This window comes from Rummeliibacillus sp. NPDC094406, from assembly GCF_044763875.1.
Classification (GTDB): Bacteria; Bacillota; Bacilli; order Bacillales_A; family Planococcaceae; genus Rummeliibacillus.
Map to the genome: position 1 here is coordinate 626,042 of NZ_JBIWGZ010000001.1, position 19,301 is coordinate 645,342.

At 34.4% G+C, this 19,301-nt stretch carries 13 protein-coding genes and 1 other annotated feature; of the genes, 2 read left to right on the top strand and 11 right to left on the bottom strand.

The features are described from left to right. Nucleotides 1-457: 457 nt before the first annotated feature. From argH to ACIQ4I_RS03015, 4 genes are all read right to left on the bottom strand, one after another. On the bottom strand, nucleotides 458-1,852 hold the full coding sequence (gene argH, locus ACIQ4I_RS03000; RefSeq protein ID WP_403092662.1) for an argininosuccinate lyase: 1,395 nt from the start codon (nucleotides 1,850-1,852) through the stop codon (nucleotides 458-460). After that, nucleotides 1,849-3,060: an argininosuccinate synthase gene (locus ACIQ4I_RS03005; RefSeq protein ID WP_403092664.1), complete on the bottom strand. Its 1,212-nt coding sequence runs from the start codon at nucleotides 3,058-3,060 to the stop codon at nucleotides 1,849-1,851. The genes argH and ACIQ4I_RS03005 overlap by 4 nt, the downstream gene beginning before the upstream one ends. 630 nt (nucleotides 3,061-3,690) lie before the next feature. Beyond that, complete coding sequence (locus tag ACIQ4I_RS03010; RefSeq protein ID WP_403092666.1) at nucleotides 3,691-4,443, bottom strand: SDR family NAD(P)-dependent oxidoreductase; 753 nt, start codon at nucleotides 4,441-4,443, stop codon at nucleotides 3,691-3,693. Then, nucleotides 4,430-5,374, bottom strand: a complete 945-nt coding sequence (locus ACIQ4I_RS03015; RefSeq protein WP_403092668.1) for an MBL fold metallo-hydrolase — start codon at nucleotides 5,372-5,374, stop codon at nucleotides 4,430-4,432. Before ACIQ4I_RS03015 ends, ACIQ4I_RS03010 begins: the two co-directional genes overlap by 14 nt. A gap of 113 nt (nucleotides 5,375-5,487) precedes the next feature. Continuing rightward, nucleotides 5,488-5,700 (top strand) — a binding site (T-box leader). Nucleotides 5,701-6,128: 428 nt separating this feature from the next. On the opposite strand from ACIQ4I_RS03015, the gene proC reads away from it, so the two are divergent. Further along, complete coding sequence (proC, locus tag ACIQ4I_RS03020) at nucleotides 6,129-6,953, top strand: pyrroline-5-carboxylate reductase (protein ID WP_403092670.1); 825 nt, start codon at nucleotides 6,129-6,131, stop codon at nucleotides 6,951-6,953. A gap of 55 nt (nucleotides 6,954-7,008) precedes the next feature. Here the strand turns inward: proC and ACIQ4I_RS03025 are convergent, their stop codons facing one another. The 5 genes from ACIQ4I_RS03025 to ACIQ4I_RS03045 all read right to left on the bottom strand — a co-directional run bounded on the left by ACIQ4I_RS03025 (nucleotide 7,009) and on the right by ACIQ4I_RS03045 (nucleotide 14,821). Continuing rightward, nucleotides 7,009-7,362 (bottom strand): hypothetical protein, encoded by a 354-nt coding sequence (locus ACIQ4I_RS03025; RefSeq protein ID WP_403092672.1) that lies wholly within the window; start codon nucleotides 7,360-7,362, stop codon nucleotides 7,009-7,011. Nucleotides 7,363-8,136: 774 nt separating this feature from the next. Next, nucleotides 8,137-11,214 carry an AAA family ATPase gene (locus ACIQ4I_RS03030; protein WP_403092674.1) on the bottom strand — a complete coding sequence of 1,026 codons (3,078 nt, stop codon included), beginning with the start codon at nucleotides 11,212-11,214 and terminating at the stop codon, nucleotides 8,137-8,139. After that, a complete protein-coding gene (locus ACIQ4I_RS03035; protein WP_403092676.1) occupies nucleotides 11,214-12,377 on the bottom strand; it encodes an exonuclease SbcCD subunit D in 1,164 nt (387 codons plus the stop codon). The genes ACIQ4I_RS03030 and ACIQ4I_RS03035 overlap by 1 nt, the downstream gene beginning before the upstream one ends. Before the next feature lie 136 nt (nucleotides 12,378-12,513). Beyond that, nucleotides 12,514-13,857 (bottom strand): sodium-dependent transporter, encoded by a 1,344-nt coding sequence (locus ACIQ4I_RS03040; protein ID WP_403092678.1) that lies wholly within the window; start codon nucleotides 13,855-13,857, stop codon nucleotides 12,514-12,516. 190 nt (nucleotides 13,858-14,047) lie between these two features. Further along, nucleotides 14,048-14,821: an alpha/beta hydrolase gene (locus ACIQ4I_RS03045; RefSeq protein ID WP_403092680.1), complete on the bottom strand. Its 774-nt coding sequence runs from the start codon at nucleotides 14,819-14,821 to the stop codon at nucleotides 14,048-14,050. A gap of 480 nt (nucleotides 14,822-15,301) precedes the next feature. Between ACIQ4I_RS03045 and ACIQ4I_RS03050 the strand changes: the two genes are divergently transcribed. Then, nucleotides 15,302-16,096, top strand: a complete 795-nt coding sequence (locus ACIQ4I_RS03050; protein WP_403092682.1) for an enoyl-CoA hydratase/isomerase family protein — start codon at nucleotides 15,302-15,304, stop codon at nucleotides 16,094-16,096. Between the two features lie 23 nt (nucleotides 16,097-16,119). Here the strand turns inward: ACIQ4I_RS03050 and ACIQ4I_RS03055 are convergent, their stop codons facing one another. Both ACIQ4I_RS03055 and ACIQ4I_RS03060 read right to left on the bottom strand, forming a co-directional pair. Beyond that, a complete protein-coding gene (locus ACIQ4I_RS03055) occupies nucleotides 16,120-16,953 on the bottom strand; it encodes a nucleoside/nucleotide kinase family protein (protein ID WP_403092684.1) in 834 nt (277 codons plus the stop codon). A gap of 630 nt (nucleotides 16,954-17,583) precedes the next feature. Then, nucleotides 17,584-19,272, bottom strand: coding sequence for a methyl-accepting chemotaxis protein (locus ACIQ4I_RS03060; RefSeq protein ID WP_403092685.1), 1,689 nt, complete (start codon nucleotides 19,270-19,272; stop codon nucleotides 17,584-17,586). Nucleotides 19,273-19,301 lie beyond the last annotated feature (29 nt).

Below are 19,301 nucleotides of genomic sequence, written 5' to 3' on the forward strand. Positions count from 1 at the left end.
TCCATTAATATTAGGTTTTCTTGATGAACTAAACTACAGCGTTAATATTAAACATTTTTACTTATAGTAGAATGCTGAGAGTTATTTAATAAATATCATTCTCTCTATGTAATTTTGATCTCTTTCTTTAAATAATCAATACGTTTATAGATTCTACACTTACCTCTGATTAACCATCCCACTGGATACTTATTGAACTAACATGCCCCTTTAGCCCTCTACATAAGAGTTGAAGTAAATATCTTCACAATCTTATTGTGATATTAATATAAATATCCAAATAAAAAACCAGCTCCCCTCTGGAAACTGGTTTTTCTTTAGCACACTATGTATGCTGTCCATGGAATTGGCCCCCCTCTGTGGACGTCCTTCCAATCATTCAATTACTAATTTGTGATGAAATCTTAGTCTTGCAATTGGCAGACAAGTATTTTCATAAGTTAAAATTTTATATCTTTTATATTGTCTGTTTTGTAACTGATAATTTTTCTTTTGCTTTTTCAATTTGGATTTTCACTTGATCGAAGCCTGTTCCACCTAGGGAATGACGACGTTTAACAGCTGCCTCTGGTGCTAAAACATCGTACACATCCGCTTCGATTAGATTGCTTGCCTCTTGCAAGTCCTCAAGAGGTAGGTCTAATAAGTAAATACCACGTTGAATACAAAGGAATACTAATTTACCTGTTACAGCATGTGCTTCACGGAATGGCATGCCTTTTGTTGCTAAATAATCCGCAAGCTCAGTTGCATTTGAAAAATCTTGATGAACAGCTTTGTTCAATGTTTCTTTCGCAACAGTCATAGTTCGAATCATGCCTTCAAAGATTTTAAGCGCACCGACAATTGTATGAAGTGTATCAAACATACCTTCTTTGTCTTCCTGCATATCTTTGTTATAAGCAAGTGGGATACCTTTTAAGACTGTCAACAATCCCATTAGATTACCGTATACTCGGCCTGCTTTTCCACGAATTAGTTCAGCCATATCAGGATTTTTCTTCTGTGGCATAATACTAGAACCTGTTGAAAAGGCATCATCTAACTCGATGAATTTGAATTCTTCACTTGACCAAAGAATAATTTCTTCAGCAAATCTTGATAAATGCGCCATTAATAATGAACTATTACTTAAAAATTCTACGATAAAGTCGCGATCACTTACTGCATCCATACTGTTTTGATAAACAGATGAGAAGCCCATTAGTTTTGCACTCATTTCACGATCAATCGGGAATGTTGTTCCAGCTAGAGCCCCTGCCCCAAGTGGAGAGATGTCTATACGTTTAAGCGACTCGCTAAAACGTTCTTTATCTCTTTCTAACATCCAGAAGTATGTCATTAAATGATGCGCAAAGGAAATCGGTTGTGCACGTTGTAAATGCGTATATCCCGGTGCAATCGTATCGATGTTTGCCTCTGCTTGATCGACAATTGTTTCTTGGAATTTTGCAATTAGCTCAACGACTTCTTTTACACGCTTTTTCAAGAATAAATGCATATCCGTTGCAACTTGGTCGTTTCGGCTACGGCCTGTATGAAGTTTGCCTCCAACAGGACCGACCAAATCGATTAACATCTTCTCAAGATTCAAATGAATATCTTCGTTTGCTACTGAAAATGTAAGCTCGTTATTTTGAGCTTTCACTTTTAATTGTTCAAGACCATCTTTTATCGTGCTGACTTCATCTTGATCAAGGATGCCGGTTTCGCCAAGCATGGTTACATGTGCGATACTACCTTCTAAATCCTCTGTTACAAGCTGTTGGTCAAACCCGATGGATGCTCCAAATTCGTCTACCCATTGTTCTGCAGATTTTTGGAAGCGACCTCCCCAAAGTTTACCACTCATGCTTGCACCTTCTTTGCTCCTTTGTTGTTGACCATTGAATTAACTTTTGTAGGAAGACCGAATAATTCAATAAAACCTACAGCTGAAGCATGGTTGAATTCATCATCTTTTGTATAAGTAGCTAATTTTTCGTCATATAAAGAGTTTGGTGATTTACGTCCTTCCACAATTGCGTGACCTTTAAATAATTTCACACGAACTGTACCATTTACGTATTTTTGAGTTTCTTTTAAGAAAGCTTCAATTGCAACACGTAATGGAGAGAACCATAGACCATCATAAATAATTTCAGTTAATTTTTTCTCGATAACTGGTTTAAAGTGAGCTAATTCTTTTACAAGTGTAATATCTTCTAATTCTTTATGAGCTAGAAGTAAAGTGTGAGCACCTGGCACTTCGTATACTTCACGTGATTTAATACCGACAAGTCTGTTTTCAACATGGTCGATACGTCCAACACCATGTTTACCAGCTAATTCGTTCAATTTTAAGATTAAATCGGCTAGTTTATATTGCACACCATCAAGAGCAACTGGAACACCTTGTTCAAATTCGATTTCGATTACATCTGGTGTATTAGGTGCATCTTCAAGTGCAACTGTTAACTCATAAGCATCAGCTGGTGGAGCAGCCCAAGGATCTTCTAAAATACCACATTCGTTTGCACGACCCCATAAGTTTTGGTCGATTGAGAATGGACTATCTAAATTGATTGGAATCGGAATATTTTTTTCTTTTGCATATTCGATTTCTTCTTCACGGCTCCAAGCCCACTCACGAACAGGTGCTAGAACTTCTAAATCTGGATTTAAAGCTTTGATAGATACTTCGAAACGAACTTGGTCATTCCCTTTACCTGTACATCCATGTGCTACAGCAACTGCACCAGTTTTTTCTGCGATTTCTACTAATTTTTTTGAAATTAGAGGACGAGATAAAGCAGAAACTAAAGGATATTTTTGTTCATACCAAGTGTGACCTTGTAATGAGATTAAAGCATATTCTTCAGCGAATTCGTCTTTAGCATCAACGATATAAGATTCAACTGCACCAACTTCTAATGCTTTCTTTTGTACAAAGTCTAAATCTTTCCCTTCACCAACGTCTAAGCAGCAAGCTACTACGTCATACCCTTTGTCTTTTAACCATTGAATCGCTACGGAAGTATCTAAACCACCTGAATATGCTAACACTAATTTTTTTGCCATCTTACATTCCTCCATGTCTCTCGATGTATGTTTATGCGTTATTTATTAATATTTATGCATACATCGTAACATGGAATAAAAATGAATACAAGTGTATTTTCTTGCATTTTTCTAAAAAGTTATAAATAAAAATCAATTTAAAATATGCGATGTAAAAATAATGTAATTTTCGATAAAATCCAGTGAATTAAACAGAAAAAAAGCGACTCAAATTATTCTTTAGAGTCGCTATTTTAATAAACTTATATAATATAATATGTGTGTGGATTACCCAGTTTTACCCATTAAAAAATAGATGATCAACCGATAATCGCTACGGATTACTCGATTTCCTGCGGGCGAGCGCTGAGCCGCTTCCTTCGCTACGCTACGTGCAGGGTCTCAGCTGCCACGCTTTTCCCGCGGGAGTCGAGTAATCCTCCGCTACATTCAATAAACAAAGAGACACAAGCACCTTAATTGTAAGATTACAGAAGTATATTCTTCCTATTTTATCCTAGTCAACACTCTTGATAATATAATTCAATGAAATATGTTCTATTTATCATATGATCAAAAATGAAGATGCATACAAGTAGCCTTTTTGAAAATGGAATAATAGAGATTTAATACAGCAAATGTATACGCTATTCATTTTTTATTGAAGAAGTTCTTCCCTATTTTCTCTACTATACTAGGAGCGATTGCATATATTTTACTTGATATCCCCATATACCACGGTAAGTTTACTTCTCTTGTATTCTTACCAATTGTATTAATTGTAGCATTCGCGACTTTTTCAGGATCTAATAAAACACGTTTCATCGCTTTTCTGTATGAAGCTGTTTTGTCAGCATGATCAATAAAAGGCGTATCAATTGGCCCTGGATGAATACAAGTAACATTAATGTGAAATGGTGCAAGTTCCATTCGTAATGCATTTGTATAGCCTATCAACGCATGTTTCGTCGCAGCATATACAGCTGCCTTGGGCGTCGCAACCTTCCCAGCCTGTGATCCAATAAAAATGAGTTGACCATATTGCTGTGTTTTCATCTTAGACGCAATATGTTTTGTAAGAAGCATCGGTGCTTGAATATTCACTTGCAACATTTTCAATAAATCTTCATCCAACATTTCGGTTGCATATTCAAAAGTACCAATCCCAGCAGAAAAAATTGCAATATCAATCTGCGGTAACTGCTCAACTAAAACCTTCACTCCTGATTGAGTAGATAAATCACTCTCGAAAACCATCATGTTTCTTTTAGCTAATTCGCTTAAAGCTTTGTTATTTCTCCCAGTTGCAATAATACGATGTCCTTTTTCCGCCAATTTTATTGCAATTAGACGGCCGACACCTGAAGTTGCACCGGTTATTAAAATCGTTTTACTTTTTTGCATACCAGAATACACCGTTCTCATCTATTTCTTCTGTAATGAAGTCGTTATCTAATAAATAGTCTGTTTGACCAATTGTTTGAGATAAAGTTAAGCCAAGTTCTCTTTCCCAATGTGCAGGAAAAATTTCTACATTTAGTTCAAAAATAGTTTTTGGTCGTTCTTCTAACATATCGAGTACTCTCATTGCGCGAAGATGTTGTTTTTCTAGTCTTGCATTTACTAATTCATTAACATTTGTTATTTCATCACCATGTCCACTATAAAGAATATCAATTGGTAATGTTAATAGCTTTTTTAAGGACTCATTGTATTGTAATAAGGATTTTGCTCTTTTTGCCTTCGGATTTAATGGTGGTTCAATCAGAGGGTTGGATGAAATTTTACCAATTAATAAGTCACCGCCAATCATCGCCTTCTTCTCTTCATGCCAAAAAGCTAGATGACTTTGTGCATGTCCAAGTGTCTCAATTGCAACTAATCCTTTATGTCCAGGAATCTCTTGACCATCATGGATAATTCCTGTTAATGTTCGCTCACCAAGCATTTCTACGGATCGTGTCATTTTCTTTACCCAATATAAATACTTTTCCGGAACACCTTCTTCTTTCATACGATCCATATAAAAATCGTAGTGTGAATTAATAAATACTGGATCTCTTCGAAGCCATGCATCAACATATACATGCCCAAGTACTTCAGCATTTGGAAAAGCATCAATCCATCCTACATGGTCAGGATGATGGTGAGTTAAAATAACTTGTTCGATATCGCCCATTCGATATCCAGCATTTTTCACACCTTCCTTTAATGCTTCCAAAGCTTCAGGTGTTTTCGTACCTACGTCAATTATGGAGAGTGCATCATTTTTTAATATATATGAATTCACTGTTCCTTCCGGAAAAGGTACAGGTGTTACAATTTTTTGAATCATACTTAGGCCCCTTTAATGAATACTTATTCAATTTATTGTACAGTTTTTTTTGAAAAACGTCATCTTTTTTCATTGACAAAACTTCTTTCATTCCCTATACTCACATTTATATATGTTAAGCAAAGACGAAGAATAGTACAAAGGATACGGAGTTTATAGAGAGTGTGATCATCGGCTGCAAGTCACATAACAATGTTCTTTTAGAACCTACTTCCGAGCTACTGTGAAAACACAGTCGCATCTCTGCGATAAAGAGAAATTGAGTTGTGCTACAATTAGTAGCAAAACAAGGTGGTACCGCGGAATCAAGCATTTTCGTCCTTATATTAAGGATGAAGATGCTTTTTTATTTAAATACTTTATTAAATGATATTGTTGAATTATTAGCACATCTGAATGAGCGAATGGCGCAGGAAAAAGAGCCCGACTAGACCCTGCAAGTAATACTAGAAGGCCAAATTGTGTGATGCAGTTTTTTGTTGAAGTGGAATCAGCGAAGACTCCTGCGGGAAAGCGAGCCAGCGAGACCCCACAGCGCAGCGAGGAGGCTCGTCGGTTCGCCCGCGGAAAGCGAAGCTGATTCCACTTCATGTTACAACAGATTTGCTCTAAAAGTTAGGGATAAAATCTTTTTCAGTGTCCTCTGATACGAGGAGGCTCTTCAGATTAGCTCAGAAGTGTCCGCATTTAGAGACAGATGAATTTTCAACTTTATTGAAAAAAAGTCAATTAATAAATATAGGAGGCGACGAAAATGAAAACAATTGTATTTGCAGGTGCAGGCTCAATGGCAGAAGCATTAATTCATGGCTGGGTCAAAGAAGGTGTAGTTTTACCCGAAAACATATACGTTATGAATAAATCCGATCAACAAAAGCTGCAAAGAATGGCTAATACCTATGGCGTACAAATTGTTTGTGGAAGTCGCGAAATTGTGAAAAAAGCTGATTGCTTAATACTAGCAATGAAACCAAAAGACATTCAGAAAGCTATGGAAGATTTAGTTCCTTATCTTCAATTAAATACAGCCATTTTATCCGTAGTAGCAGGTGTTTCCATGGAAACAATTGAACAAACATTAGGAAAAAGACCCATGGCACGAGTTATGCCGAATACTTCAGCAACGATTGGTATGTCTGCAAGTGGTGTCGCATTTAACAGTTCAACTACCATTTCCCTTAAAGAAGAATTTATGCACATGTTAGAAGCCATTGGGTTAGTTATAGAAGTTCAAGAGGATGAATTGCACGCAGTTACTGCCCTATCAGGTAGTGGCCCAGCTTATCTTTACTATTTAGTAGAAGCTTTCGAGCAGGCAGGGATGAAATTTGGGTTAAGTCAAAATGTAGTACGCAAGTTAGCCGTCCAAACAATTGCTGGTGCTGCTGAGATGCTAAAACAATCAAGTGAAGAACCAACGGAATTACGACGAAAAGTAACAAGTCCTGGTGGTACAACCGAAGCAGGAATTAAAGCATTAGAAGAAAATCATTTTAAAGATACCATCTACGCATGTATTCAAAATGCAGAAGCTAAATCAAGAGAACTTGCTTCCATAAAAAAGAATAAAAAACTGTAGATCCTCTCGATTTTCGTCGAGTGAATCTACAGCCTGAAAGTAAACCATTATTGGTTTACTTTTTTTGTTTGTCAGAAACATTATTACGCTTAAATAATTTAGAGCTACTAGTGAAAAATGCTAACAATAAGAAGAAACCAGCGATTGAAAAATATAAACCAGAATAGTTGGCTTCAACACCTGTTTGAGGTAATGTATTTTGTACAAATTCTGCCTTATTAGAAGATGTAGTTTCTTTTTCAGTGTTCGTTGTTGAATTTGATACTGTTGTAATTGCAGATCCATTATCTTCAGCAGTTGTTGTCACTACACTATCTGTAGTTGTCGCATGTGCAACTGGTCCTTGTGATAAAACGATGTTCATTACAGAAACACTTAGAATGATCCCCAATATATATTTTTTCATCATTTTTACCCCTCAATTAATAAATTCAAATAGTTTATGTGAGTCAATTTCATAAATGCTTTTCTAGTTGAAAAATACGAATAGTTTCTAAATAACAATTAATAATTCGGATGATATTTCATTTTCAGTATTTACTTAGCATGTCGCTCCAGATGGCAGTTTCGTGCTAAGCGATCGTTGAGCCTCCTCGGAAGCAAAACATTGGTGCTCCTGCGGTTACTCATCGCAGAAAAACATTTGCTTTTGCATCGCTTCGCAAGCTTCATCGCAGGACTATGAATGGACCTATCTGAAATAACATCGCACGAAGGAAATGCGAACGCATTTTCGAGGACTCGCCATCTTCCGCTTGATAGACTTTGTTCTAATAGATATGGCATATAACAATGCCACATTTAATTTTCGTGTTTTTTTCAAAACTTTGAATTATGAAATTGATTCAAGTTGGGATTTATTTATGTCCCATCGGTACATTATATACCTATCTGGCTATTTTAACTATAAATCTTTACGACTCTTTAATAAAAATATAAAAAATAAGCCTTTATACTTAACAATTTAATGATATGAAAATGGTAATCCTAGTTTATTCATAGATATATTCAAAAAGCGAACAAAGCTGTATGATAGCTTTTGAATATGGCTTTAGACAGAAGCCCATTTCTATTTTTTCTTTAAATAAGAAAAACTACTAAAATCGCCTAAACAGTAAATTTGAATAAGTATGGATAATTCAGGATAAATAATATATATTCATTTTCTTGAGGGGCTATGTCATTATTTTAGAATAAAACGTGTATGACTAAATCCTTCTTTACTTTTTTTCACTTCTAATAGAGCTGGCATAGCGTCTTTCAGTTCAGCAACATGCGAGATAATTCCAATCATTCTACCAGTATTTTGTAATTCAATTAAAGTATCGATAGCCTTATTTAATGCCTCTTCATCTAGAGTACCAAAACCTTCATCGATGAACATCGTTTCGATTTGAATATTTCCTTGGAACGATTGAATCACGTCAGACATACCTAGTGCTAATGACAGTGAAGCATTGAATTTTTCCCCACCTGAAAGTGTCTTAACGTCTCGATTTTGACCAGTATAAGCATCATATACATCTAATCCTAACCCGCTTTGTTTCCCTCTTGCCTCTTGTCTATCACTTCTGATCAGGCGATATTGTCCATTCGAGATTGGGTTCAACCGTTCGTTGGCAGCTTGAATAATTTGTTCCAAATATTCAATTTGCAAATATCGCTCAAATGAAATTTTCAATTGATTTTGCCCGCGGAGTATATCATATAAATCGATTATCTTAGAACATTTTTCTTCTAGTTCCATGATTTGTTGACTAATTTTTTTAATATCATTAGATAATTGCATAGCATCGATTTGATGTTGTTTTGTTTGATGTAGTTGATCGCTAGCCTCAATTGACTTTTGTCTTAGTTCTTCTAAAAGACGCTCTAGCTGAAACTCATCTTTTAGCGTTTTTTCTGCGTAATCATCTGCTCCATCCTTTAGTTGTTCTATGATTGCATATTTTTGTTTAACGTAATTTGTATAATCTGTTTCAAGCTGTTCTAATTCTTCTGTTTTTAGACGTGCAGATTGATAAGCATTTCCATTTTCAAATCCAGCTGTAAATACCGCTTCTTTAAATCGATTTTGTGATTGTTGAAGCGTTTCTTCGGCTTCTACTCTACTTTGTTCGGCACTTTTAATTGAAGCTTCTAATGAAACTACTTGTCGATTAGTCGCTTCCACCTGTTGTTGTGCTTGTTCATAGCGTTGTTTTAATTGATCACGATTTAATATGATTGTTTGAATTTTCGTATGAAGTACCTGAATTGTTGGAATGTCCTCAGGTATTTCTTTTTGAACACTATTATATTTCGCTTGAGCATCATAATATTTTTCTAGATGTGCATTCTTTTCAATTTCAATTTGTTGTTGTTTTTGAGTTTGCATTTCTAATTGTTGATCTAATTGTTGTTTTTGAGTTTGTACATTTTCAAGTTCTCTTTTTCTTTGTTTTAATTGTTCAATTTCATTTTGAAGTTGTTTATATTGGATAAGAATTTTCTGACCGTCTTGAGGTTGCAATTCTAATTGAGTTAATTTTTCTACTAAATGACTTAATTGTTGAGTACTTGCTTGAACTCTACCATGTAATTCATAATATTGATTGGTTGCAAGCTCTGCTTGTGATTTTAATGTTGATAGTTGATCATCACTTATTGTTTCTCCTAGACTCGCTTGTACAGAATGGTGTTCAAGACTTCCACAAACAGGACATGGCTGCCCGTCAACTAGCTGCGCAGCTAAAATGCTTGCCTGGTTGCTAAGCCATTTCTGTTCTTCAGTACGATACTTGGTTGTTACTTGATCATAAATACTTTTTTTCTCAACCTCTAGTTTTTGAAGTTCTTTTACTGAAATCGCTTGTTGCTGCCAATTTTGCCATGCATTTGTTTTTTCCTTTAACATGGTTAGCTGTTCATTTTTTTTATCAAAATGATCTAATTGTTGAGTTAAATTTATTATTACTTCACTATTTTCTAATCTGATTAAGTTCAGTTGATCAAGTTTTATTTTTAGCTCATTGATCGTTTTCGTATCTTGATCCACAACCAATTGTTGCTGGTTTAATAATCGCGTTGCTTTTGTTAAATCGTTAAATTTCTCTTCTAAGCTTTTGAGTGAAGCTATTTCAACTGTTAATTCCTCAATTTTGGGTTGTTGCAATTTTTCATTTTCAAAAAAGACTATTGACTCCTCCCATTTAGTTTTTGCAGAGGTATATGACTGCTGTAAGGAGATTAAAGCCTGCTCTTTTTCCTTTTTTGAATGAAGATTCTCATAATAACGTTCCTCTAACGGAATAATATGGCTAGCTTTTTTAGCAGCATCTATTTTCATTTTAGTTTCTTCAAAATTAGATGATTGCTTTTCTAATGCAACTAGCTGTGCTTCTTTTTCTTGGTAAGCACGTAAACGTTTATTAAAATCCTTTGTTTCAACAACTAAGTGATGTTGAATCTCAACTTGTGATGATATTTCTTGATAAAATTTTTCTTTTAATTGTTGTTCTTCTGAGTAAAATCCGATTTCTTCATTTAATGCATCTACTAATTGATACATATTGATATGTTCAGCAGACAAAACCTTTTGTAAAGTAGATTCACGTTTCGGTAATGAGGTTCTAACACGATCAATATGTAAGTGCTCAATAGATTTCGCACTATTTAACGCTTTTTCTGATTCATCTTTTTTACTTTTTAAACGATCTGCTAAATGGCGATAAGATTCTGTTTTAAATATTTTGCGAAGAATGGCTTCTTTATTTTCTGTTTCTGAAGTCAATAATTTTCGAAATTCACCTTGTGGCAACATAACAATTTGTTTAAATTGTTCTTTTGACAGACCAATTATTTCTTCAATTTTACGATTGATTTCACCAACTTTTTGTGATTCAACAACCGGTCTTTCTCCTTCTGGTAAAACTTCTACAAGTTCAAATTTATCACCTGTAGCTGATTTGTTTCCTTTTTTTTGGTGAGGAAGCTGTCGTAAAATACGATAAGTTCTTCCTTTTATCGCGAATGTCAATTCTGCAGCTGTATGAATTTCATCACTAGCAAAATCACTACGAATTTCTTTAATATCAGCACGATCTTCTCCACTAGCAGTACCATACAGAGCAAAACAAATTCCATCAAAAATAGTTGTTTTCCCTGCACCAGTTAAACCTGAAATAACAAACAATCTATTTTCGCCTAATTCATTAAAATCAATAGTTTCAGTATCTTTATACGGCCCAAATGCTGTAAGTTTTAGCTCTATCGGTTTCATTAACTCTTCACCTCGACTTCACGGTTTGTTAACAATTCTTCTTGCAAAACTTCATGGAAAAGTTCGATTGTTTTATCATCTGCTTCTTTCCCTAAAATTTCTCGATAAAATGATTTGAACAGCGTAAGGTCGTCCATTTTTTGTCTTGATACGACTTCTTGTTGTACATTAGTAAAATCTTTTAACGTGATACGTTCAACATGCATAGCGTTCGGATAGACAGATCGGATTTTCTCCATAGGTGAGATAATCGGTGCCTCATCTAATAACTTTACAAATATATAATCCTCGCTTTTAGGGGATCTTAAGATTTCTTCCATTGTCATCTCTACTGATCTTAGGTCACGTCTAGGTTTTAGTTCTTTTTTTGTTATATTAATTGAACCGTCGCCAGTTATGTCTACAATAAGGTATCCTTTTTTATGCGTTTCTTCTGAAATAGAATACTTTAAGGGGGATCCTGAATATCTGACCTTTTCTGAATCTACAAAATGAGCTTGATGTAAATGTCCAAGTGCTGTGTAGTTAAATGGTGCGAATAGTTTTGAATCGATACATTCTGAACCACCGATTGATAAAGGGCGTTCAGCATCTGTTTTATTCTCTTCCTCAGCACCATTTTTCGTAACAAAAGCATGTCCCACTAGTACATGTCTAGCATTTGGATCTAGGGAAACAACAATATTTTCTAGAATTTTGGCCATAGCATCTTGTTGGGTTCTTACAGTGTCATCATCGAAAATATAACGGACATGTGATGGATCAGTATAAGGAATTAGATGAAAATGTACTTCGCCAAATTCATCTTGCAATACGACCGGCTTTAAATCCTTTGATAAGTTTCCTATGATATGAAGTCCTTTTGACCCCATAAATCGGGAACCAAAATGTATACGACCAGGACTATCATGATTCCCAGCAATTGCAACGACTGGTATTCCTCGTTTGATGGCAATGGCAGATAGAACATCATCCAATAACCGAACGGCTTCCGTAGGTGGAACAGAACGGTCATATAAATCGCCTGCTATTACGACAACATCGGGGTTTTCTTTATCAATATCATCTAAAAATTGCTTTAAAATGTATTCTTGATCTTCGGTCATTGATACACCTTGTACTAATTTACCTAAATGCCAATCAGCTGTGTGAAAAATTTTCATATTATCACTCCGTTCCAGTTACTATATATATTGTATTTTATCACAGAATTATTTTAGAGAACAAATGTTCCGAGATGGTATTTTACAAGAAAAAAGGACATTAAGACAAATTTTGTCTCATATGCCCTTAAATCCTTTAATACTGCAAAATAGTATAAATTAACACTACAGCTATTACAATAGGAACGATAAATACCATCATAAATCTCCAAGCTTTATAATAGCCTATCGGAATAGTGCTCCCTCTCAAAAACTCATCTGCCACTAACTTTTTATCAATTTTATGAATGATAAAAATAGCAATTAGTAAGTTTCCTAATGGTAAGAGAATATTACTTACAAGATAATCTGTTGCATCAAAAATACTTTTTTTGAATATTGTAAAGTCGCTTAATGTACTTGATGATAAAGCCGCGGGAATTGATGCAATAAAAACTACTACCCCAATCCCCCATGCTATTTTACGTCTTGCATTTGGCCATTTTTCAACAAGTGCTGCAACGATAATTTCGTATAAACTAAATGACGAAGTAAGTGTCGCAAATAAGAATAATAATAAAAAGATTGCGAAGAACACTTCTCCAAATGGCAGTTTACCAAATACAGCGGGAAGAACCATAAACAATAATGCTGGCCCTTGTTCTGGTTTAAAGCCAAATGCGAAAACTGCTGGGAAAATAGCAAGACCTGCTAACAAAGATACAAATATATTCATTATGACTACTGATCCAGCTGAGTATGGTAAACTCTCATCCTTTTTCAAATAAGAGCTATAAGTAACCATACACGAAAATCCAACTGCTAAAGCAAAAAATGATTGTCCTAAAGCATATAGCACAGAACTTGCAGTAATTTTCGAAAAATCAGGAGCTAAGAAAAATTTTACACCTTCCATAGCACCGTCAAGAGTTAACGAACGTACGACTAAAATAATAAAGAAAATAAATAACAATGGCATCATGACTTTATTTGCTTTTTCAATACCATTTTGAACACCTAAGCTTATCACTAGTACGTTAACAACAGTAAATAATAACAATCCTACTATAGTAACCCAAGGAGTCCCTGTGACCATTCCAAATAATTCACTTGGATTTAGACCCGTTTGGATAACATTCCCTACAACAGCTTTTCCTGTATAAATTAAGATCCAGCCACCTACAACACTATAAAACGACAAAAGTAAAAAGCATCCTACGACACCTAACTTACCGATCCATGTCCATTTTGAATTTGGCGCTAATATCTTATATGCACTAACTGCTTCTCGATTTGTGCCACGTCCAATGATAAATTCCGAGATTAACATGGGCAAACCGATTAATAGTGTAAAACAAACAAATAGTAAGAAGAAGGCACCTCCACCACTTTGCCCGGTTACATATGGCAATTTCCAGATGGCACCTAATCCAATCGCTGCTCCCGCGGACGACAAAATAAATCCCAGTTTTGTTGACCACTGATTGTTGTTCTTGTTCAAAAAAATACCTCCTATACTCTGCTCAGCTCGTCTCAACAATTTTACGATTGAAGAGTCTCCTGACGTTCACTATTTTATCACTAAAATCGACTTTTGAGCTTTATTATTAAATTTTCCGCACTAAAAAACCCGTTATATTCAAACATAACGGGTAGTTGTTTACTATCTATTGTTATATATTTTGAAAATTCTATGCATGAAGCTTACTCATTTTAGCTTCTTCTGACCATGGTAATTCATCTAAGAATTGAAGTGTATCTTCATATACTTTGTCACGTTCCTTACCTAACGTAATGATGTGACCTGAATTTTGGTACCATATAATTTCTTTATCATCTGTTTCAACTGTATCATAAATAAATGGTGCACTTTCTTGGTATAAAGAATCATCCAGTTTGCCTTGTAATACAAGCGTTGGCGCATGTATTTCTTCTATTTCATCTGAAGTATGTTGAATCATTTTTTGAACTTCATCGATTGCATTTTGTGGTAATTTCTTTAATTCTTCAAGCTCTTTTTCAATTTGTTCTTCATCTTTTCCTTCAAATTGTTTATACGCTTTTGCGTAGTTATATAAGCGTTCGAAAAGACCGTCTTTTGATTTACGTTTAATAGGGGCACACATTGAAACAACACCTATAACAGGGAACTCTGCACCTACTTTTAAAGTAAAGACACCACCTAAAGATATACCGACAACAGCAATTTCCTCATAACCTAATTCTTTTAAATGATGATAACCTCTTGTCACATCTTCCCACCAGTATTTCGCACCGTATTTCAAAATTTCTTCGGCACTAAGACCATGACCACGATACATTGGTGCATGACATGTATATCCTTGTTTATTTAAATACTGTCCTAATTTTTTTACATCCTTTGTACTTCCAGTAAATCCATGCAACAATAATACAGCTCGACGATCTCCCTCTAATGTAAATGGTTGAGGTGCCAATAACTTCATCTTTTTGAACTCCTTTTTAATTTGAGTGCCTTAATTATTTTTCTATTAAATGTAAATAATATAACTGTCAACTAAAAACATAGACAATCTTACATTTTTACCTTTTGGGGCGCTCAATTTTGTTCACATTTAATATTACATAGAGAATAACACCTTTCTTTTATAATGTACACAATATTATCTTATAAAAAATCATGCATTTTAGTTATGATTTTAATGCCTTAAACGCTGATTTAATAGGATTTCAGAAAATTTACAAAATAAATCATTACTTTTTACAAATGTCCAATATTTTGGTTGAATTTCACTTAATTTTTTTGACTTTTTACAAATATTTCATTATTTTTTCTTCGAATTACAAAATTTTCAGTTTATTTTCACGCGTTTATCATTATTTTAATTTTTAAATAAATTCTTTCTAGACTACAACAGTTATATCTGTTATATAATAGAGATAATATGAAAATTAGGGGGATAATGATGAGAGTTTCTACAACTAGACTAGAAAAAGAAGATGCCAAAATCATTTATCAAGAAACGGCAGGTTTAGCCATTATCACGATCAGTCGTCCACAAGCGAAAAATGCGCTTACCGCACATATGTGGGATGAACTTCGAATAATCGCCTTACAAGCATTGGATAATCCCAAAAATAAAGTATTGCTTATAAGAGGATATGGACAACAATTTACAGCTGGTTCTGATATTAAAGAATTCAATTCCATTTCTTTAGAGAAATCTGAGGAGGCGTTTATTCATATGGAAAAAACGATTTCTACTATTGAACATCTACCAATTCCAACAATTGCTGTTATTAATGGTCCTGCAATGGGTGCCGGATTGGAACTAGCTCTTGCCTGTGACATTCGAGTTGGATCAGATAAAGCAAAGCTTGGAATTCCTGTAGGAAAGTTAGGAATCACTTTAAATAATAAATTTGCAGCACGACTTGTTAATTTAGTTGGCCCAAGCATGACGAAGGATTTAGTTTATACAGGCCGTTTACTCAAAACAGATGAAGCTTATCGTGTTGGCATGTTGAATTATATAACACAAGAAAAGGATTTGGATCGTTATGCAATTCGTCTAGGTAAACTTGTCGCATCAATGTCGCCAGCTTCAGTACTAGCAGTTAAAAAATCAGTCCAAGAATGTGTTGATTCTGCACCTGTACTTTGGAAAACTTCTACACCTTTTGTGGATCCTCACGATTTTCCCGAAGGAGTACGAGCATTTGTAGAAAAGAGAACTCCACAATTTAAACGTTTACCATAAGAATAAAGGAACTAGCTATTCATTTACTTGTGAATAGCTAGTTCCTTATTTTTTCCATTCTGAATAGAAATTATATTTACATCGATACTATGTAATTCCAATTCAAATTCCTTTTCAAAAGCATGCATGATGTTTCGCTGCACTTTATCAATCGGTATCTGTTCATTCAAATTAATTGGTCCGCTTAATACAATGCTAATCATTGTTTTAGGTAATGGTAACAATTCAAATTGTACTTTTGTTACTCTTTCTATTAAGTCTTCTTCTTCACAAGCATGCTTGATAACCTGAACAAATTGTTGTTTTTCAACATGTCCTATTACTTGATGAAAGTCCGGTTGTACTATTGTTGTTTCTCCAATTTTTTCTTTTTTAGGTGAGAAAATCTCCACGCCCTTTTGTATGAATCGTTTAAAGAAATTTTGCTCAACCTGCACAACAGGAATTGGCATTATATGCTTCCCTTCCGTTTTCCGTATAAATTTAGCTAATTTCATTTCAGAAGATGTTCTTAAATTTTCTATATGATATAAATATTGAATATCTCCAAATGCTAAGCGTTCTGCTATATTTTTAGTCATACGGTCAGATGTACCGATGATTAATAGTTTTTCTATTCCTTGCTCATTTATAGCATTTTGTACTTCATGTAAATGATCTTCGTCTGTGAAGATCGCTCTTTTTACTGCTTTAAAAGCGCTTTTTTCAAACTTTGCAGATGTGCCAGCAATTTTCTTCCCTTTGACAATAAAAAGACCGTCATCAATAATTCCATCGATTCCGTGATCATGTGCAAATGAAAGAGCTGCTGTGCTTTTTCCAGTGCCACTAGGTCCACTTAATGAATATATTTCCAAGGTAAATCACCTACTTACTTATTTTTGAATCCAATTAGATAAAATGCTTTTTTAGATAAAAAATACGAATATTTTCTAAATAAACAGCTCAATAATTCGGTTGATATTTCATTCCCCGTATTTACATAGTATGCCGCTCCAGATGGCGCTTTCCGCGGGCGAGCGTTGAGCCTCCTCGGAAGCCCGTACCGTGCTTCACTGCGGGGTCTCACCTGTCTCGCTTTCCCGCAGGAGTCGCCATCTTCCGCTCCATAGATAATGTTTAATTGATATGGCATATACAATGCACATTTAATGTTCGTGTTTTTTATTAAATCTTTGAATTATGAAATTGATTTAATTAATAGCTATATACTAGTCGGTTCTTTATTTTGTTGCAAATTTATTTCTAGTTTAATATGAATCAATTTCATAAATCTATTATCGGTTATTAAATACGAACATTTCAAAATATTAACTTTACCATATTCAGATTTAGATATTCCGCTACAGACGGCGTTTTCCATAGGCTGTATTTTATTAAATCTTTGAACTATGAAATTAATTCAAATGAATACTTCCCAAAAATATTTTAATATAAAAGTAAGCCTTGAAGCACTATATAGCTTCAAGGCTTACTTTTTTGTGTTATTACACTTTAAACTGTTGTGTTAATTCTTGTAGCTCAACGGATTGTTTACTTAATTCTTGGACGACACTATTTATTTCTTGTAAAGTTGCATTTTGTTCTTCTACGGAACCAGAGATATTATTAGTAGCTTGAGCTGATAATTGTGAATGATTTGCGATTTCTTCTACTGATGCTGTTACTTCTTCTGTTGCTGCAGAAAGTTGTTCAGAAGTAGCTGTAACATCCTCTAATCTACTTGTCATATCTTCAACAGAATTTACAATGTGACCAAATGAATCGGATGCATTTGTTATGACATATACACCTTCTTCTACATTCTTCAAACTATTAGTAACTGATTTTGCTACGACTTCTGTATCTGTTTGAATTGTATTTGTTAACTTAACAATTTGTTCTGCAGAGTTCTTAGATTGTTCAGCTAATTTACGAACTTCATCTGCAACCACTGCAAAACCTTTACCATGTTCACCTGCTCTTGCTGCTTCAATTGCTGCATTTAACGCCAATAAATTTGTTTGTTCTGAAATATCTGTTATTTCTTTCGTCATAACTTGTATTTCTGTTGCTTGTTTTTTTAGACGAATGATTAGCTCATTTGTTTGATTGGTGGATTCTGAAATTAATTGAACTTGTCCTTTTGCAACTTGTAGAATTTTACCACCATTATCTGCAAGTTCAGTAGCTTGTTTTGCTTGTTTAAATAGTGAATGAGAAGCTTCTGCTATTCGTTGTACCCCAGTCGATGTTTCGTGCATAGCTGTAACTGCATCTTTTGCAATTTCTGCTGAATCATTTGCGCCTTGGGATGTCTCTTCAACACTATTTGATACTTCATCAGCAGCATTTGAAATTTCTTCAGTAGATGCTGAAAGTTCTTCAATTGATGCAGATAATTGACGAGACCCTTCTCCAATATGAATAATAATCGTTTGTAAATTCTTTTTCATCTCATTAAAGGATGAAGCTAATGCCCCTAACTCATCTTTTGATTTTATTATTATATCGTCTTGAAGTAAATTTCCAGAAGCAATTTGTTTCGCTCCATCTACGACTTTCAGTAATGGTTGAACAACTAATCGTTTAACTCGATTGATAAATAACAGTGCTATAATCATTCCAACAATCGCAATGATAATTGCCACAACCTTTGCTACTTGAGCTATATGATCTACATTTTCATGTGCAGCATTTAACTCATCTTGCTGATATTTTTCGGCAGATGTAATTATACTCATCATGTCATGATTAGCTGATTCTGCACTCGTCAATTGTGATACCGCATCATCGTTATTTCCTTCTTCTTTAAGCTGGACGATATTAGTAATTACTTTACTATAGTTTGTCATTAAATCACTCATTATTGCTGAATAATCCTTCATTTTCTTTGAGTCTGCATTTTTTTGAAGTTCTTCAACCGATTTAGATAACTTTTCTTGATAAACAAGTAATTTTTGTTTGTTTGAGGCATTATCATCAATGATGAACCCTCTCAAATACAAACCTTCAGTTGCTAGATCAGATTTCACGTTATTGACCAAATCAATATTTTTTATGTTTGTATTGATTACGTGATTAAAAGAATCAACAACACTATTCATACGATTGTTATTATACCCCATTAAAATTAAGATAAAGACAAACAATATTATAAATCCTAGACTTATTTTTCTTTGTACAGACATAATCATATACATCCCCCATTATAGTTAATTTATCA